The organism is Streptomyces spinoverrucosus, assembly GCF_006539505.1.
GTDB lineage: Bacteria > Actinomycetota > Actinomycetes > Streptomycetales > Streptomycetaceae > Streptomyces > Streptomyces spinoverrucosus.
Map to the genome: position 1 here is coordinate 220,673 of NZ_BJND01000019.1, position 13,357 is coordinate 234,029.

The window sequence follows — 13,357 nt, forward strand, 5'->3', positions numbered from 1 at the left end:
TTGTGCCGCCACGCGGCCGCCACTCCCGACATGTGACACGGCGCCCGCCGACGTTGCCGCCCACCGCCACTGAGCGTCCCGCCTCGCGGGTTTATGATTGTGGTGTCGGATTCAAGTACAGTTTCCTGGATGGACACTACTGCGCCCGAGGAGATCGACGGCGAGAAGGCACCGCCCATGGCGCCCCTCTCGCACCTTCGTGAGCCACCCACGACGAAGCGTGGAGCGCGGACACGGGCCGCTTTGGTGAAGGCCGCGCGGAAGGTGTTCGAGCGGGACGGCTACCTCGACGCCCGCCTGACGGACATCACCAAAGAGGCTCAGTGCGCGGCGGGATCCTTCTACACCTACTTCGCCAACAAGGAAGAGGTGCTTGCCGCCGTCCTCCTGGAGGCGCAGGAGGACATGATGCACCCCGGCATGGGCCGGGTGCAGGGTACCGATGATCCCTATGCGGTACTGGAGGCGAGCAATCGCGCCTATCTCGCGGCATACAAGCGGAACGCGAAGCTGATGGCACTGCTCGAGCAAGTCGCCCAAGTGGAGCCGGAGTTCCGTGAGTTCCGAAGGCGGCGCGCCGACGCGTTCATCCGCCGCAATGCCCGCGGCATCGCCGAGCTGCAGGCGCGGGGTGTCGCAGACCGTGAGGTCGATCCGATGATGGCGTCCCGGGCGCTGTCCGGCATGGTCAGCGTCATGGCCTACAACGCCTTCGTGCGCAGTGAAGCGCAAGAAGAGGATGCGCCGGTGGACTTCGAGGAACTCGTGTCCACGGTCACCCGCCTCTGGGCGAACGCCCTGCGGTTCCCCGGCCACCGCTGATCCGTCGGCCTCGTAGCCGCCCATACCCCTGTGGTTGGGCGGCTTTCTCCATGTGGTTCCGTGAGGGCATCTATTGAACTTGACGTCGGATTCAATTAGTGTCGGACCCCGAGCAGATCCAGCAGTTGGCTGTTGCCCCGGCTGGTGGGGTACAGCCGGGCAGCGGACCTGCCTGGTCCCCACCGGCAGCGTGGTGGATGCCGCCGTCGCGTATGCCGCTGATCTGGCGAGGCGCTGCTCCCCGGCATCCATGGCCACCATCAAGAGCCAACTGAGTAACGACGCGGACGGCACCTACGCCGATTCCGCGGCCCGCGCCCGCCCAACTTTCCCTCCCTATCCGTCAGGAGTTCGGATGTCCCTGTTTGAGATGTCGGACCGCGCCAAGAAATACCGGGCGGATCTGCTCGAGTTCATGGATTCGCACATCTACCCCGCCGAGGCGGTGTACCACGAGCAGATGCGCGCGTCGGGTGACCCGCACTTCCACCCGCCGATCCTCGAGGAACTCAAGGCGGAGGCGCGCAGGCGTGGACTGTGGAACCTGTTCCACCCGCATCCGGAGTGGGGCCCCGGTCTGACGAACCTCGAGTACGCGCCGCTGGCGGAGATCATGGGGCGCAGCCACATCGCCTCCGAGGCGTGCAACTGCAACGCGCCCGACACCGGCAATATGGAGGTGCTCACGCTGTTCGGCAGCGACGAGCACAAGGAGAAGTACCTCAAGCCACTGCTCGACGGAACGATGGCCTCGGCCTTCGCGATGACCGAACCGCGTGTCGCCAGCTCCGACGCCACCAACATCGAGCTGCGGATGGAGCGCGACGGCGACGAGTACGTCCTCAACGGCCGCAAGTGGTTCGCCTCGAACGCGATGCACAAGAACTGCAAGGTGCTCATCGTGATGGGCAAGACCGACCCCACGGCGGCCCCGCATCGCCAGCAGTCGATGATGGTCGTCCCGATCGACGCCCCCGGGGTCACCGTGCTCCGGAACCTCCCGGTGTTCGGGTACGCGGACCGCGAGGGCCACGCGGAGATCATCTTCGAGGATGTCCGGGTGCCGGCCAAGGACCTGCTCAAGGGCGAGGGTGAGGGTTTTGCGATCAGCCAGGCCCGGCTCGGGCCCGGTCGTATCCACCACTGCATGCGGGCCATCGGCGCGGCCGAGCGGGCGCTGGAACTGATGTGCCGGCGCGCACAGTCACGGGTGACCTTCGGCAGTCCGGTCGCCGAACGGTCCAACATCCAGGACTGGATCGCGGAAGCGCGTATCGACATCGAGATGATCCGCCTGCTCACGCTCAAGGCCGCGTATCTCATGGACACGGTCGGGAACAAGGAAGCGCGCACCGAGATCGCGGCCATCAAGGTGGCCGCTCCGAACATCGCGTTGAAGATCGTCGACCGCGCGATACAGGTGCACGGGGGAGCGGGAGTGACCGACGACTTCCCCTTGGCGATGATGTACGCGGGTCTGCGGACGTTGCGGCTCGCGGACGGTCCCGACGAGGTCCATAAGCGGGCCATCGCCAAACAGGAACTGCGGCAGTACCGCGACGCGGCGACGGCGGCGGTGAGCTGAGATGGCAGGACTCGATCTCACCGGTCGCACCGCCGTCGTCACCGGGGCCTTGCGCGGTATCGGGCTGGCGATCGCCCAGGCCATCGCCGCTGCCGGCGGAAACGTCGTCCTCACCTCCCGGTCCCAGGAGGCGGCGGACGCCGCCGCGGCCCAGGTCGAGGGCACAGCGGTCGGCGTCGGTGCGCACGCGGTCGACGAAGAGGCGGCCCGGCGCTGTGTGGATCTGACGCTAGAGCGCTTCGGCAGCCTGGACATCCTCGTCAACAACGCGGGGACCAACCCGGCCTTTGGGCCGGTCATCGACCAGGACCACGGCCGGTTCGCGAAGACCTTCGACGTGAACCTGTGGGCGCCCGTCCTGTGGACGGGTCTGGCCACGCGGGCCTGGATGGGGGAGCACGGCGGGGCGGTCGTCAACACCGCGTCGGTGGGCGGCATGGCCTCCGAGGCGAACATCGGGCTGTACAACGCCTCGAAGGCCGCACTGATCCATCTCACCAGGCAACTGGCTCTGGAACTCTCGCCGAAGGTCCGCGTCAACGCGGTGGCACCGGGTGTGGTGCGCACGAAGCTGGCCGAGGCTCTGTGGAAGGAGCACGAGCAGGCCGTGTCCGCCTCGGTGGCCCTGGGCCGCATAGGGGAGCCTGCCGACATCGCCTCCGCGGTCGCCTTCCTCGTCTCGGACGCCGCGAGTTGGATCACCGGCGAGACGATGGTGATCGACGGCGGGCAACTGCTCGGTGACGCGCTCCCGTTCAGGCAAGGAGCCGGTATCGGTGTCTAGCGCGGACATCGTCGGAATCGACGCCGGGGCGGTGGGCCGCTGGTTCGCCACCCTCGGCGTCGACTTCGCCGGGCCCTTGACCTTCCGGCGGATCGGGCTGGGCCAGTCGAATCTGACGTATCTCGTACAGGATCAGGACGGCCGCAGATGGGTCCTGCGGCGCCCACCGCTGGGTCGCCTGCTGGCGTCGGCGCACGACGTGGCCCGCGAGGCGCGGATTCTGACCGCCCTGGAGAGCACTGCCGTCCCGACCCCGCGGGTGCTCGGGCTGACCGATGATCCCGCCGTGACTGACGTCCCGCTGCTGCTCATGGAGTTCGTGGACGGCGAGGTCGTCGACAGGATGTCGATCGCGCGGTCGTTGACGCCCGAGCGCCGCCGGGCGATCGGGATGTCGTTGCCGCGGACGCTGGCGAAGGTCCATGCGATCGATCTCGAGGTGACCGGGTTGACCGGTCTGGCCGGCCACAAGCCGTATGCGCAGCGTCAGCTCAAGCGGTGGTCGGCCCAGTGGGAGAGGTCCAGGACCCGCGAGCTGCCCGCCCTGGAGGACCTCACCCGGCGCCTCGTCGCGGCCGTGCCGGAGCACCATCGAGGTGACGCTCGGACATGGGCAGCCTGCTGGCCTACTGGCCGGCCAAGAGTGAGAACACCTCGGGCGACTTCGTCGCGACCGCTCTCGACGGCTTCCCGCCCCGCGAGGAACTCGTGGCGGCCTACGCGGCGGCGTCGGGACGCGACCTGACGGCGCTGGGCTACTGGCACGCGATGGGACTGTGGAAGGTCGCGATCATCGCGGAGGGCGTCATGCGCCGCGCGATGGACGAACCGCGGAACAAGGCCGCGTCCGGGGACTCCGACCGCAGAGCGCATCGACGCACTGGTGGCGAAGGCCCACGAAGTCGCGGACACGGCAGGCGTCTGAACCGATCGCCTGCCCGCGGTCATCGTATCGACGAGGCACACCCGTACGGCCACCAGGTGCCGTGCGCGGCTGGTGGTGGGGAGAGTGCTCATGGTGGGAATGTTTCTTTCCGCCGTGTTCACGCACGGCTGGGGGGATCAGCTGAGGGGCTTGGCGAGGACGGCTTTGCGGTGGCTGAAGGTCTCGATGGAGTAGCGGCCGTGGTAGCTGCCCATGCCGCTTTCCCCGACGCCCCCGAACGGCAGGTCGGGGATGGTGAGATGGGCCAGCGGCAGGCCGAACCCGAGGCCGCCGGAGGAGGTTTCGGCGGCGAGCCGCTCCCGGGTGGTGTCGGACTCGGTGAACGCATACAGGGCCAGCGGCTTGTCGCGGTCGTTGATGAAGTCGATGGCCTCGTCGAGCCCGGCCACCTCGACGATCGGGAGGATCGGGCCGAAGATCTCCTCCTGCATGACGGGCGCGTCCGGCGACACCTCGGCCAGGACGGTCGGCGCGATGTACTTCGTCTCGCGGTCGTACGCGCCGCCGGTGGCCTGACGGCCGGAGTCGAGGAGCGCGGTCAGCCGGTCGAAGTGGCGTTCGCTGACGATACGGCCGTACTCCGGGGAGGCAGCGGGGTCGGCCCCGTACAGCCCCTCGATGGCCTTGGCCAAGGCGGCTTCCAGAGCGCGTGCGGTCTCGGGGTCGGTGAGGACATAGTCGGGCGCGACGCAGGTCTGCCCGGCGTTGAGGAACTTCCCGGCGGCGAGGCGGGCGGCGACGGTGTCCAGGTCGGTGCCCCGGTCCACGAACGCCGGGGACTTGCCGCCCAGTTCGAGGGTGACGGGCGTGAGGTGCCGGGCGGCCGCGGCCATCACGATGCGGCCGACCGTGCCGTTGCCGGTGTAGAGGATGTGGTCGAAACGCTGCTCCAGCAGGGCAGTGGTCTCCGCGACACCGCCTTCGACCACGGCGACCGCGTCGGTGTCGAGGTACTGCGGCACGAGGCGGGCGAGGGCGGCGGAGGTGGCCGGGGCCAGTTCGCTGGGCTTGGCGACCACCGCGTTGCCCGCGGCCAGGGCACCGGCCACCGGGGCCAGCAGCAGCTGCGCCGGGTAGTTCCAGGGGGCGATGACCAGTACGACGCCCAGCGGGTCGTACTGCGTCCAGGCACTCGCCTCGCCGATGAACGCGGGGACGGGGGCCGGTTCGGGGCGCAGCCACCCGTCGAGATGCTCCAGGGTGTGGTCGATCTCGCGTATGACGAAGTCGATCTCCGTGCGGTAAGCCTCGGTGGAGCTCTTTCCCAGGTCGGCGTGGAGCGCCGCGGCGAATGTCTCCCCCCGCTCGGTGAGCAGGGTACGCATCCGGTGCAGCTGCCTGGTACGCCAGGACACGGGCTTGGTCTTGCCCGCGCGGAAGGTGGCGCGCAGCCGGGCGAGGAGCTCGGCTGGCTGCTGGGGCGCAGGGTTGTTCATGGTTCCCTCACAGGTGCGGTACGTGGACGGGCGCGTTGTCGCCGCGCCGCGGGGCACCCCGGGCGTCGGCTTCGGACAAGGGATCAGCCGCGGTTCAGGGTGTCGATGAGGTTCCGGGCGAGCTGCGCCGAGGAGGCGGGGTTCTGACCGGTGTGCAGATTGCGGTCCGCCACGACGTGCTCGCTGAACGGGGCCGCGGCCTGGAAGTCGGCTCCCAGTTCCACCAGGCGGTCCTGGAGCAGCCACTTGGCCTTGTCGGCGAAGCCGGCTGCGGTCTCCTCGGTGTTGGTGAAGCCGGTCATGCGGTAACCGGCGAACGGCCAGCTGCCGTCCTCGCGCCGGGCGGCGAGCAGGGCTGCGGGGGCGTGGCACAGCACCCCGAGCGGCTTGCCGGAGTCCAGCGCCGCGGTGAGCAGGCGACCGGAGTCGGCGTTGACGGCGAGGTCCTCCATAGGGCCGTGGCCACCGGGGTAGAGGACGGCGGCGTACACGTCGAGGTCGACCTCCTCGACCTTTACCGGGTTCTCCAAGTCGGCGCGGATGGAAGCCAGGTACGCGGCGATGGCGTCGGCCTGATCCTTGCCGCCGGTGGACTCGGCGGCGAGGCTGACGGCGTCGACGGTCGGAGCCACGCCGCCGGGTGTGGCGATGGTGACATCGAACCCGGCCTCGCGGAACAGCCGGTGCGGTGTGGCGAGTTCCTCGGCCCAGTAGCCGGTGGGGTGCAGGGTGCCGTCGGCGAGCGTCCAGTGGTCGGCGCCGGTGACGACCAACAGAACTGCGGTCACAACTGTCTCCTTCGAAGTGCGCGCGGGTCGCGCGGTGGTGGGGGGTGTTGTCCGGCTGGGTGCCGGTGGTGTGCGGCGGCGAGCGGTGGCTCAGGCGACGGTGATGATGATCTTGCCGCGGGTGTGGCCCTCGCGATTGAGGCGCTGGGCGTCGGCGGCCTGCTCAAGGGGGAACGCTGCGGCCACGTCCACCCGCAGCTCCCCGCGCTCGGCCAGTTCGGTGAGAGCCTCGAGGTCCCGGGCGTCGGGTCGCACGAAGACGTACCCGCCACCGAGGCCGAGCACGGCGCCGTCCACGGCCGAGGCCAGGCGGCCGCCCTCGGCAAGCAGCCCTGGCGAGACCTTCAGGGCGTCCCCGCCGACGAGGTCGAGGACGGCATCCACGCCCTGCGGCGCGAGGGCGTGGACGCGGTCGGTGAGGCCCTCGCCGTAGGCGACCGGCTCCGCTCCCAGTCCTCGCAGGTAGGCGTGGTTGTACTCACTGGCGGTGCCGATCACCCGGGCGCCCAGCGATCGTGCGATCTGTACGGCCAGGGAGCCGACGCCACCCGCCGCGGCGTGCACCAGCACGGTGTTGCCGGCCCGCACCCGCAGGGATCGTGTCAGCGCCTGGTACGCGGTCAGGCCGGCCAGCGGAAGGCCGGCAGCCTCCTCGAAGGAGAGGTTGGCGGGCTTGCGGGCGAGCGTACGGACCGGGGCGGCGACGTACTCGGCGAAGGTCCCGCGCGAGACGAAGTCCTCACGGACGTAGCCGATCACCTCGTCACCTGGAGTGAACTCGGTGACTCCGGCACCGGTCTCCTCGACGACGCCCGCCACGTCCCAGCCGGGGATGACGGGGAAGACGGCGTCCATGACGGCGTCCAGGTACCCGGCCTGGATCTTCCAGTCGACCGGGTTGACGGAGGCGGCCTTCACGCGGACCAGCACGGTGTCCACGCCTAGCTTCGGGTTCGGCACATCGCCGTACTCCAGGACTTCCGGGCCGCCGTAGGTGCGGTAGGTGATGGCTTTCATGGTGGTGACTCCTCGGTGTGCAGTGGTGCAGTGGTGCAGTGGTGCGGATCGCGGTGGGGCTCGTCAGGCAGCGGTAGGGGCAGCGGCCGGCTCCGTCGCGGGCAGGTGTTCCGTACGGAGCGCCTGCTGTTCCCGCTTGAGGCCGACCAGCGAGAGGGCCAGGACGAAGGCGAAGGCGATACCGGCAAGGGCGAAGCTCAGGGTGAACTGGCTCTCGGCGGGCAGCGGAGGCACTCCGGCCGGAAGGTTCTGGATGGTTCTGGAGGCGAGCAGCGAGGTGATCAGCGCGCTGCCGATCGCGCTGCCGACGGACCGGGAGATGGAATTGATGCCGTTGGCGATGCCGGTCTGGTGGGGTGGCACCCCCGCGACGATGAGGGCGGGCATCGCGGCGTACCCGAGGCTGATGGCTGTTCCGACAGCCATTCCGGCGCCGATGACCGAGGGGGTCGAGGAGTGGGCGGCGGCCAGCCACGTGAAGCCGGCGACGCCGATCATCGCGCTGAGGGCGAGGGTGAGGCGTGGTCCGGTCCTACGGATCAGCAGGCCACCGAACTGGGAGGCGACGAGGGACGCGATCGTGCTCGGCAGCAGGTACTCGACGGAAGCGCGGAGAACGGAGGCGCCGAAGCCGTACCCTGCGACGTCCCTCGGCACCTGCGCCAGGTAGGAGACGCCGAGGAACTGGGCGAACATCCCGAATCCCACGAAGAGGCCGGCGAGGTTGCTGAGGAGCACCGGGCGGTGGAGGAACATCCTCATGTCGACCATGGGTTCGCGGACGCGGCTCTCGGTGAAGCTCCAGACGCCGGCCATGACGACCGCCCCGGCGAAGCTGCCCAGCGTACGGGCGGATGTCCAGCCCCACTCGTGCCCCTGGGAGATCGGCAGCAGCAGGAGAACCAGGAAGAGGCCGAGGGTGAGGGCGCCGAGCATGTCGGTGCGTCCGCCGGTCTTGGTGCGGCTCGCTGGTACGAGGACGACAACGGCGAGCAGGGTGACGACTGCGAGGCCGGTGGCCAGCCAGAAGACGCGGTGGTAGTCGGCGTCCTCGCCGCGGGTCAGCAGGCCGGTGGTGACCAGTGCGAAACCGCTGCCGAACGCCAGGGTGCCGCTGACCAGTGCCATCGCTCCCGGCAGACGGCGAGCGGGGACCTCCTCGCGGAGCACCGACAGAGCGAGCGGAAAGATCGCGGTGGCGGCGCCCTGCAGCACGCGGCCGACGATCAGCCAGAGCAGCGAGTCGGTCGTGGCGGCCAGGACAGAACCGGCGATCATCACCGCCAGCACGCCGACGAGGGTCGGTTTCTTGCCGTGCTGATCGCCGAAGCGGCCGAGCAGCGGGGTGAAGACGGCTGCCGAGAGCAGGGTCGCGGTGGTGACCCAGCTGACCTCGGCGGAGCCGACGCCGAGGCTGCTCTGGATCAGGCCGAGGATCGGCACCACCAGTGTCTGCATCATCGACACGATCATCGCGGCGAGGCTCAGCGCAAGGACGACTGCGGTCTCGGCTCGGTGTCGGCCATGCGGCGGAGCAAGGGGTTGTGACACGGCTTTCTCCCGACGGGGGACTGGTCGAGCATTAGATGCTTGATGCAGCCAAGCAATGACGGAGACGGTAGACCTCAAAGGTTGAGGAAGTCAAACGTTGAGCTTCCCTCTACACTTGAGGCATGGCCCACACCCCCGCCCCGCCCGCCGACCGCTCCGCCGCGCAGGACAGCGACCCTTCCCACCACGCACTCATGGAGCGCTTGGCACGCGCCGCCGCCGGCTACTACCGGGACCTGACAGCGGCGGCCGCAGTGCACGGCCTCACCATGACGCAGGCCAAGATGCTCATCCTGCTTCGGCAACCGCTGCCCATGCGCGCCCTCGCAGGGCGGCTCGCCTGCGACGCCTCCAACATCACCGGACTCGTCGACCGGCTGGAGGCGCGTGGACTGGTCTCCAGACACGCCGACGCCGCCGACCGGCGGATCAAGAACGTGGTCGCCACCGAAGAGGGCAGGGAGGCAGTACGCCTCATCCGAGCCGACATGCGGGCCACCTCGGCAGCCTTTGCGCGTCTGGACGAGGAGGGCCGCCGCAGTCTCTACGAGCTATTGGGGCGCCTGCACCCCGAGGAGACAACCTGATCGCAGCCGGGGTGCCGACCGCTGCATTTGACCTGGGTAGGTTCGCGAAGACCTTCAACGTGTGGTGCGCAACAAGCTGACCGAGGGCCGCACAGGCGAGCCTGCCGACATCGAGTCATGCGCCGCGCGTTTCAGCCAGGCGGTGCCGACAGATGGATCAGGATGCCGCACACCTCGTCCACGATCTCCCGGGCCTCCGACTCGTCCCCACAGTCGCCCAGTTCGCGCGCGGCCCCTCCGATGACGGTGGTCAGCACCCTCACCCGGACCCGCCCGGCGCGTCGCCGCTCGTCCACCTCCAGGAGCCGGGCGTTGCGCCGTACCCACGCGCGGTCCCACTGGCGGCGCAGCGCGTCGAAGCCCGCGGGGCCGTCGTCCTCCACGAGGAGTCTGCCGAGCCGCCGGTTGTCCCAGGCACCCTCCAGGTACGCCCTGGCTCCGGCCACGAAGAGGGCGATGGGGTCCTCCACCCCGCGGCTGCGCTCGGCGGTCACCGTGGCCGCGGTCCGGCGCTCCTGCTCCTCCCGGAACTCCTCCCAGAGGGCGAGGTAGAGCCCTCGCTTCCCGCCGTAGTGCTGGAAGAGGCTGCCCACCGGGATGCCGGAGCGCGCCGCGATCTCGGTGAGGCCGGCGTCGGTGTAACCGCGCTCGATGAACACGTCCAGCGCGGCGTTCAGCAGCGCGCGCCGGATCGAGCTGTCCTGACCGGCGTGGCCCTCCGACGGGCCGATGCCCCCCTGCTCGCCCGGCCGTTGACGCGCCGCCTCGGTTCCGGCGGACTCCACGATGCCGCTCACTGGTCGTCCTCACCTTCCCCGGCCCCGTCGCGAATGGCGAGGGCGACCAGCAGTTCCAGGAGGTCGGCGATCCGGCGCGGATTGCGGCCGGTGCGTTCCTCGATCCGGCGCAACCGGTAGTGCGCCGTGTTGTGGTGGATCCGCAGCCGGTCGGCGGCCAGCCGCAGGTTGAGGTCCGCCTCCGCGAAGGCCCGTATGGTGGCGGCCAGCGTGTCGCCACGTCTGCGGTCCTCCTCCAGCAGCGCCCGCACGCGGCAGTCGACCAGCTGGCGGGCGAGGTCGTCGGCCCGCAGCGCCAGGTAGTCGAAGGGGGACAGCCGCGGCAGCGCCGCCACCCCGCCCCCGCTCGGCACCAGGTCGAGGGCGGCCCGCGCCTCCGCGTGGGCGCGCGGCAGTTCGGAAGCGCCCTGTGCGACGGTGCTGATGCCCATGGAGAGCATGGTCCCCTCGCGCGCGAGCCGCCGCTGCACGGCCTCGAAGTGGGCGCATATGTCCTCCGCGTTCATGCCGGCCCGGACCACGGGCACGGCCACCACCTCGCCGTGCCGCACGACGACCAGGGTCCTGCCGGCCCAGGGTCCGGCGACGCTGATCGACGCGCTGGTGGCGTACCCGTTCTCGGCCGAGGTGAGGTCTCCGGTACGGGTGTCGCCGACGCACACCGCCACGACCGCCATCATCGGCGAGCGCGGCCCGATGCCGTAGGCCTGCGCCGCGGCGGACAGCGGACCTCGCGTCGGTGCCACGCCGATCAGGAGCTGGTCCAGGAGATCCCGGCGTTCCCGGTCCGCGTCCGCCACCACGTGCTGCTGGTACTCGACGTATGCCTGTGCGGCATGGGTGCTGGCGTAGTCGACGTACCTCATCAGCGGTGTGACGAGGGACAGCGCGGCCTGCTGGGCCTCGGCGGACGTGCCCGCGCAGTGCAGCAGCGCGTCCCACAGCACCTGCCGGCCGACCCGGAAGGCACTGATCCAGTCCTCCAGGGCGAACCCCGCCCGGGCTCTGCGCATCGCTGCCGCGCGGCTGAACACCAGGTCCTCGGGGGCGATGTCCCGGTCGCCGACCAGCGCCGCCAACTGCATCCGGTAGTGCTCGAGCACCTGCTCCCGTACGTCGCCGAAGAACCGCTCGTCCTGGAGTGCGTACGACGGGATCTCCGCGCGCATCACCTCGACGGCGGTCTCCGCCACCTCCTCGATCCGGTCGTGTACGGCGTGCAGGATCCGCCGCCGCTCCTGGCGGAGCGGTTCGGAGAGTCGGGGGGTGCCCGGAGCGGGACCGCGAGGCATGGCGCCGATCGTCGCCGTCCGCCTCGTGCTCCGTCAACAGGGTCGGGGTGAGACATCTGCGGGGACCTGTGCGTGGCGCACAGTCCGGCGCCCCGGAAGTTGGGTGCTCACAACCAATGTGCGCCCGGAACACCCCCACCTACTGTGACGCTCGCCCACCCCCCAGCACGTCGGAAGGGGCGTCACTCATGCTCGCGGTCGAAGGTATCACCGTGCGCTTCGGCGGGATCACGGCACTGGACGGCGTCGCGTTCACCGTCCAGCCGGGCACCGCCGTGGGGCTCATCGGGCCGAACGGAGCCGGCAAGACCACCTTGTTCAACTGCCTCACCAGGCGCTGCACCCCCGATGCCGGAACGGTGCGGTTCGAGGGTGAGGACCTGCTCGCCCTTCCGCCGCACGCCGTGGCCGGGCGCGGCATCGCCCGCACCTTCCAGAACCTCGGCCTGTTCCCGCGACTCACGGTCCGGGAGAACGTCATGGTCGGCGCCCACAGCCGGGGGCGCACCGGACACCTCGCCGCGGCGCTCCGGCTGCCCCGCGTCCGGCGGGAGGAGAGGGAACTGTGTGACCAGGCGGACGACCTGCTACGGCGACTGGGCCTCGCGGACGTCGCCGACCACCCCGCCGCCGGGCTGCCGTTCGGCACGCTCAAACGCGTCGAACTCGCCCGGGCGCTCGCGGTACGGCCGCGGCTGCTGTTGCTCGACGAACCCGTCAACGGGCTCAGCCATGGCGAGGTCGACGAATTCGCGGATCTGGTCCGGGCGGTGCGCCAGGACTTCGACCTCACCCTCGTGGTGGTCGAACACCACATGGCATTCGTGATGGGCCTGTGCGACAAGGTGGTCTGTCTCGACTTCGGCCGCAAGATCGCCGAGGGCCCGCCGGAGGAGATCCAGCGCGACCCGGCGGTCGTCGAGGCGTACCTGGGGGTGGCCGCATGAGCGAGCCCACCACCGGCCGCACCGAGTCCGCGGAGAGTGCGGAGCCGGACTTCCTGAAGGTCTCCGACCTGCACGCCGGATACGGCCAGGCCCGCGTGCTTCAGGGCCTCGACTTCTCTGTCGCACGCGGCGAGGTGTGCGCGATCCTCGGACCCAACGGCGCGGGCAAGACCACGACGCTGCGGGCCCTGTGCGGCATGGTCCGCGGCCGCGGCTCGGTCACGTTGAACGGTACGGAACTGCTGGGCCGCTCGCCCGAGCAGGCCGCCCGGCTCGGCGTGGCGCATGTGCCCGAGGGCCGGGGCACCTTCAACGACCTGACCGTCGAGGAGAACCTGCGCATCGGCGCCCACCTGCGCACCGGTCTCGGGCGGCGGGGCCGTGCCGGGCGTGCTGCCGTGGCGGCCGACCTGGAACGGATCTACGACTACTTCCCCAAGCTGCGCCAGCGGTCCCGTCAGGCCGCCGGCAGCCTCAGCGGCGGGGAGCAGCAGATGCTCGCCATCGGCAGGGCGCTGATGCTGCGGCCCTCCCTGCTGCTCCTGGACGAGCCGTCCCTGGGGCTCGCCCCGCTGGTCACCCGCGAGCTGTTCGAGATCGTCCGTGCTGTCAACGAGGAGGAACGCACCACCGTGGTCGTCGTCGAGCAGAACGCCCAACTGGCACTGGACGTCGCGCACCAGGCCCACGTACTGGAGGCCGGCCGGCTGGTGCTGTCCGGACCGGCCGCACAGATCCGGGAGGACGGGCAGGTCGCCGAGGTGTACCTCGGTGTCTCCGTCAGCTCCCGCAAGGCCGGGTGAGC

13 protein-coding genes are annotated in these 13,357 nt (G+C 70.2%); 7 read left to right on the top strand and 6 right to left on the bottom strand.

The features are described from left to right. Window positions 1-129 precede the first annotated feature (129 nt). The 4 genes from SSP24_RS14375 (at window position 130) to SSP24_RS14390 (ending at window position 3,936) form a co-directional block, all read left to right on the top strand. The gene (locus tag SSP24_RS14375) at window positions 130-822 is read left to right on the top strand and encodes a TetR/AcrR family transcriptional regulator (protein WP_141309901.1); all 693 of its coding nucleotides are present in this window, start codon (window positions 130-132) and stop codon (window positions 820-822) included. 355 nt (window positions 823-1,177) lie between these two features. Continuing rightward, complete coding sequence (locus tag SSP24_RS14380) at window positions 1,178-2,407, top strand: acyl-CoA dehydrogenase family protein (RefSeq protein WP_141309902.1); 1,230 nt, start codon at window positions 1,178-1,180, stop codon at window positions 2,405-2,407. A 1-nt stretch (window position 2,408) separates the two neighbouring features. Then, window positions 2,409-3,191: an SDR family oxidoreductase gene (locus SSP24_RS14385; protein ID WP_141309903.1), complete on the top strand. Its 783-nt coding sequence runs from the start codon at window positions 2,409-2,411 to the stop codon at window positions 3,189-3,191. Next, window positions 3,184-3,936: a phosphotransferase family protein gene (locus tag SSP24_RS14390; RefSeq protein ID WP_218037082.1), complete on the top strand. Its 753-nt coding sequence runs from the start codon at window positions 3,184-3,186 to the stop codon at window positions 3,934-3,936. The genes SSP24_RS14385 and SSP24_RS14390 overlap by 8 nt, the downstream gene beginning before the upstream one ends. A gap of 317 nt (window positions 3,937-4,253) precedes the next feature. Here SSP24_RS14390 and SSP24_RS14395 read toward each other — a convergent pair whose 3' ends face one another. The 4 genes from SSP24_RS14395 to SSP24_RS14410 form a co-directional block, all read right to left on the bottom strand. Further along, window positions 4,254-5,573 carry an aldehyde dehydrogenase family protein gene (locus SSP24_RS14395; protein WP_141309904.1) on the bottom strand — a complete coding sequence of 440 codons (1,320 nt, stop codon included), beginning with the start codon at window positions 5,571-5,573 and terminating at the stop codon, window positions 4,254-4,256. 83 nt (window positions 5,574-5,656) lie between these two features. After that, window positions 5,657-6,361 (bottom strand): type 1 glutamine amidotransferase domain-containing protein, encoded by a 705-nt coding sequence (locus SSP24_RS14400; protein ID WP_141309905.1) that lies wholly within the window; start codon window positions 6,359-6,361, stop codon window positions 5,657-5,659. A 90-nt stretch (window positions 6,362-6,451) separates the two neighbouring features. Next, the gene (locus tag SSP24_RS14405) at window positions 6,452-7,378 is read right to left on the bottom strand and encodes an NADP-dependent oxidoreductase (protein ID WP_141309906.1); all 927 of its coding nucleotides are present in this window, start codon (window positions 7,376-7,378) and stop codon (window positions 6,452-6,454) included. A gap of 63 nt (window positions 7,379-7,441) precedes the next feature. After that, complete coding sequence (locus SSP24_RS14410; protein ID WP_229865402.1) at window positions 7,442-8,929, bottom strand: MFS transporter; 1,488 nt, start codon at window positions 8,927-8,929, stop codon at window positions 7,442-7,444. A gap of 122 nt (window positions 8,930-9,051) precedes the next feature. Here SSP24_RS14410 and SSP24_RS44895 point away from each other — a divergent pair, with 122 nt between their 5' ends. Continuing rightward, window positions 9,052-9,516: a MarR family winged helix-turn-helix transcriptional regulator gene (locus tag SSP24_RS44895; RefSeq protein ID WP_280527081.1), complete on the top strand. Its 465-nt coding sequence runs from the start codon at window positions 9,052-9,054 to the stop codon at window positions 9,514-9,516. Between the two features lie 131 nt (window positions 9,517-9,647). On the opposite strand, the gene SSP24_RS14420 is transcribed toward SSP24_RS44895, so the two are convergent. Beyond that, window positions 9,648-10,313, bottom strand: coding sequence for a TetR/AcrR family transcriptional regulator (locus SSP24_RS14420; RefSeq protein WP_218037083.1), 666 nt, complete (start codon window positions 10,311-10,313; stop codon window positions 9,648-9,650). Further along, the gene (locus tag SSP24_RS14425) at window positions 10,310-11,605 is read right to left on the bottom strand and encodes a PucR family transcriptional regulator (protein ID WP_141309908.1); all 1,296 of its coding nucleotides are present in this window, start codon (window positions 11,603-11,605) and stop codon (window positions 10,310-10,312) included. The genes SSP24_RS14420 and SSP24_RS14425 overlap by 4 nt, the downstream gene beginning before the upstream one ends. 188 nt (window positions 11,606-11,793) lie before the next feature. Here SSP24_RS14425 and SSP24_RS14430 point away from each other — a divergent pair, with 188 nt between their 5' ends. Both SSP24_RS14430 and SSP24_RS14435 read left to right on the top strand, forming a co-directional pair. Then, complete coding sequence (locus SSP24_RS14430; RefSeq protein ID WP_141309909.1) at window positions 11,794-12,552, top strand: ABC transporter ATP-binding protein; 759 nt, start codon at window positions 11,794-11,796, stop codon at window positions 12,550-12,552. Further along, complete coding sequence (locus SSP24_RS14435) at window positions 12,549-13,355, top strand: ABC transporter ATP-binding protein (RefSeq protein WP_141309910.1); 807 nt, start codon at window positions 12,549-12,551, stop codon at window positions 13,353-13,355. Before SSP24_RS14430 ends, SSP24_RS14435 begins: the two co-directional genes overlap by 4 nt. The last annotated feature ends 2 nt before the right edge of the window (window positions 13,356-13,357 follow it).

Excerpts from the sequence above, each read along its gene's own strand:
- SSP24_RS14375 (WP_141309901.1), top strand. The coding sequence starts at position 130 with ATGGACACTACTGCGCCCGAGGAGATCGACGGCGAGAAGGCACCGCCC.
- SSP24_RS14380 (WP_141309902.1), top strand. The coding sequence starts at position 1,178 with ATGTCCCTGTTTGAGATGTCGGACCGCGCCAAGAAATACCGGGCGGAT.
- SSP24_RS14385 (WP_141309903.1), top strand. The coding sequence starts at position 2,409 with ATGGCAGGACTCGATCTCACCGGTCGCACCGCCGTCGTCACCGGGGCC.
- SSP24_RS14395 (WP_141309904.1), bottom strand. The coding sequence starts at position 5,573 with ATGAACAACCCTGCGCCCCAGCAGCCAGCCGAGCTCCTCGCCCGGCTG.
- SSP24_RS14405 (WP_141309906.1), bottom strand. The coding sequence starts at position 7,378 with ATGAAAGCCATCACCTACCGCACCTACGGCGGCCCGGAAGTCCTGGAG.
- SSP24_RS44895 (WP_280527081.1), top strand. The coding sequence starts at position 9,052 with ATGGCCCACACCCCCGCCCCGCCCGCCGACCGCTCCGCCGCGCAGGAC.
- SSP24_RS14425 (WP_141309908.1), bottom strand. The coding sequence starts at position 11,605 with ATGCCTCGCGGTCCCGCTCCGGGCACCCCCCGACTCTCCGAACCGCTC.
- SSP24_RS14430 (WP_141309909.1), top strand. The coding sequence starts at position 11,794 with ATGCTCGCGGTCGAAGGTATCACCGTGCGCTTCGGCGGGATCACGGCA.
- SSP24_RS14435 (WP_141309910.1), top strand. The coding sequence starts at position 12,549 with ATGAGCGAGCCCACCACCGGCCGCACCGAGTCCGCGGAGAGTGCGGAG.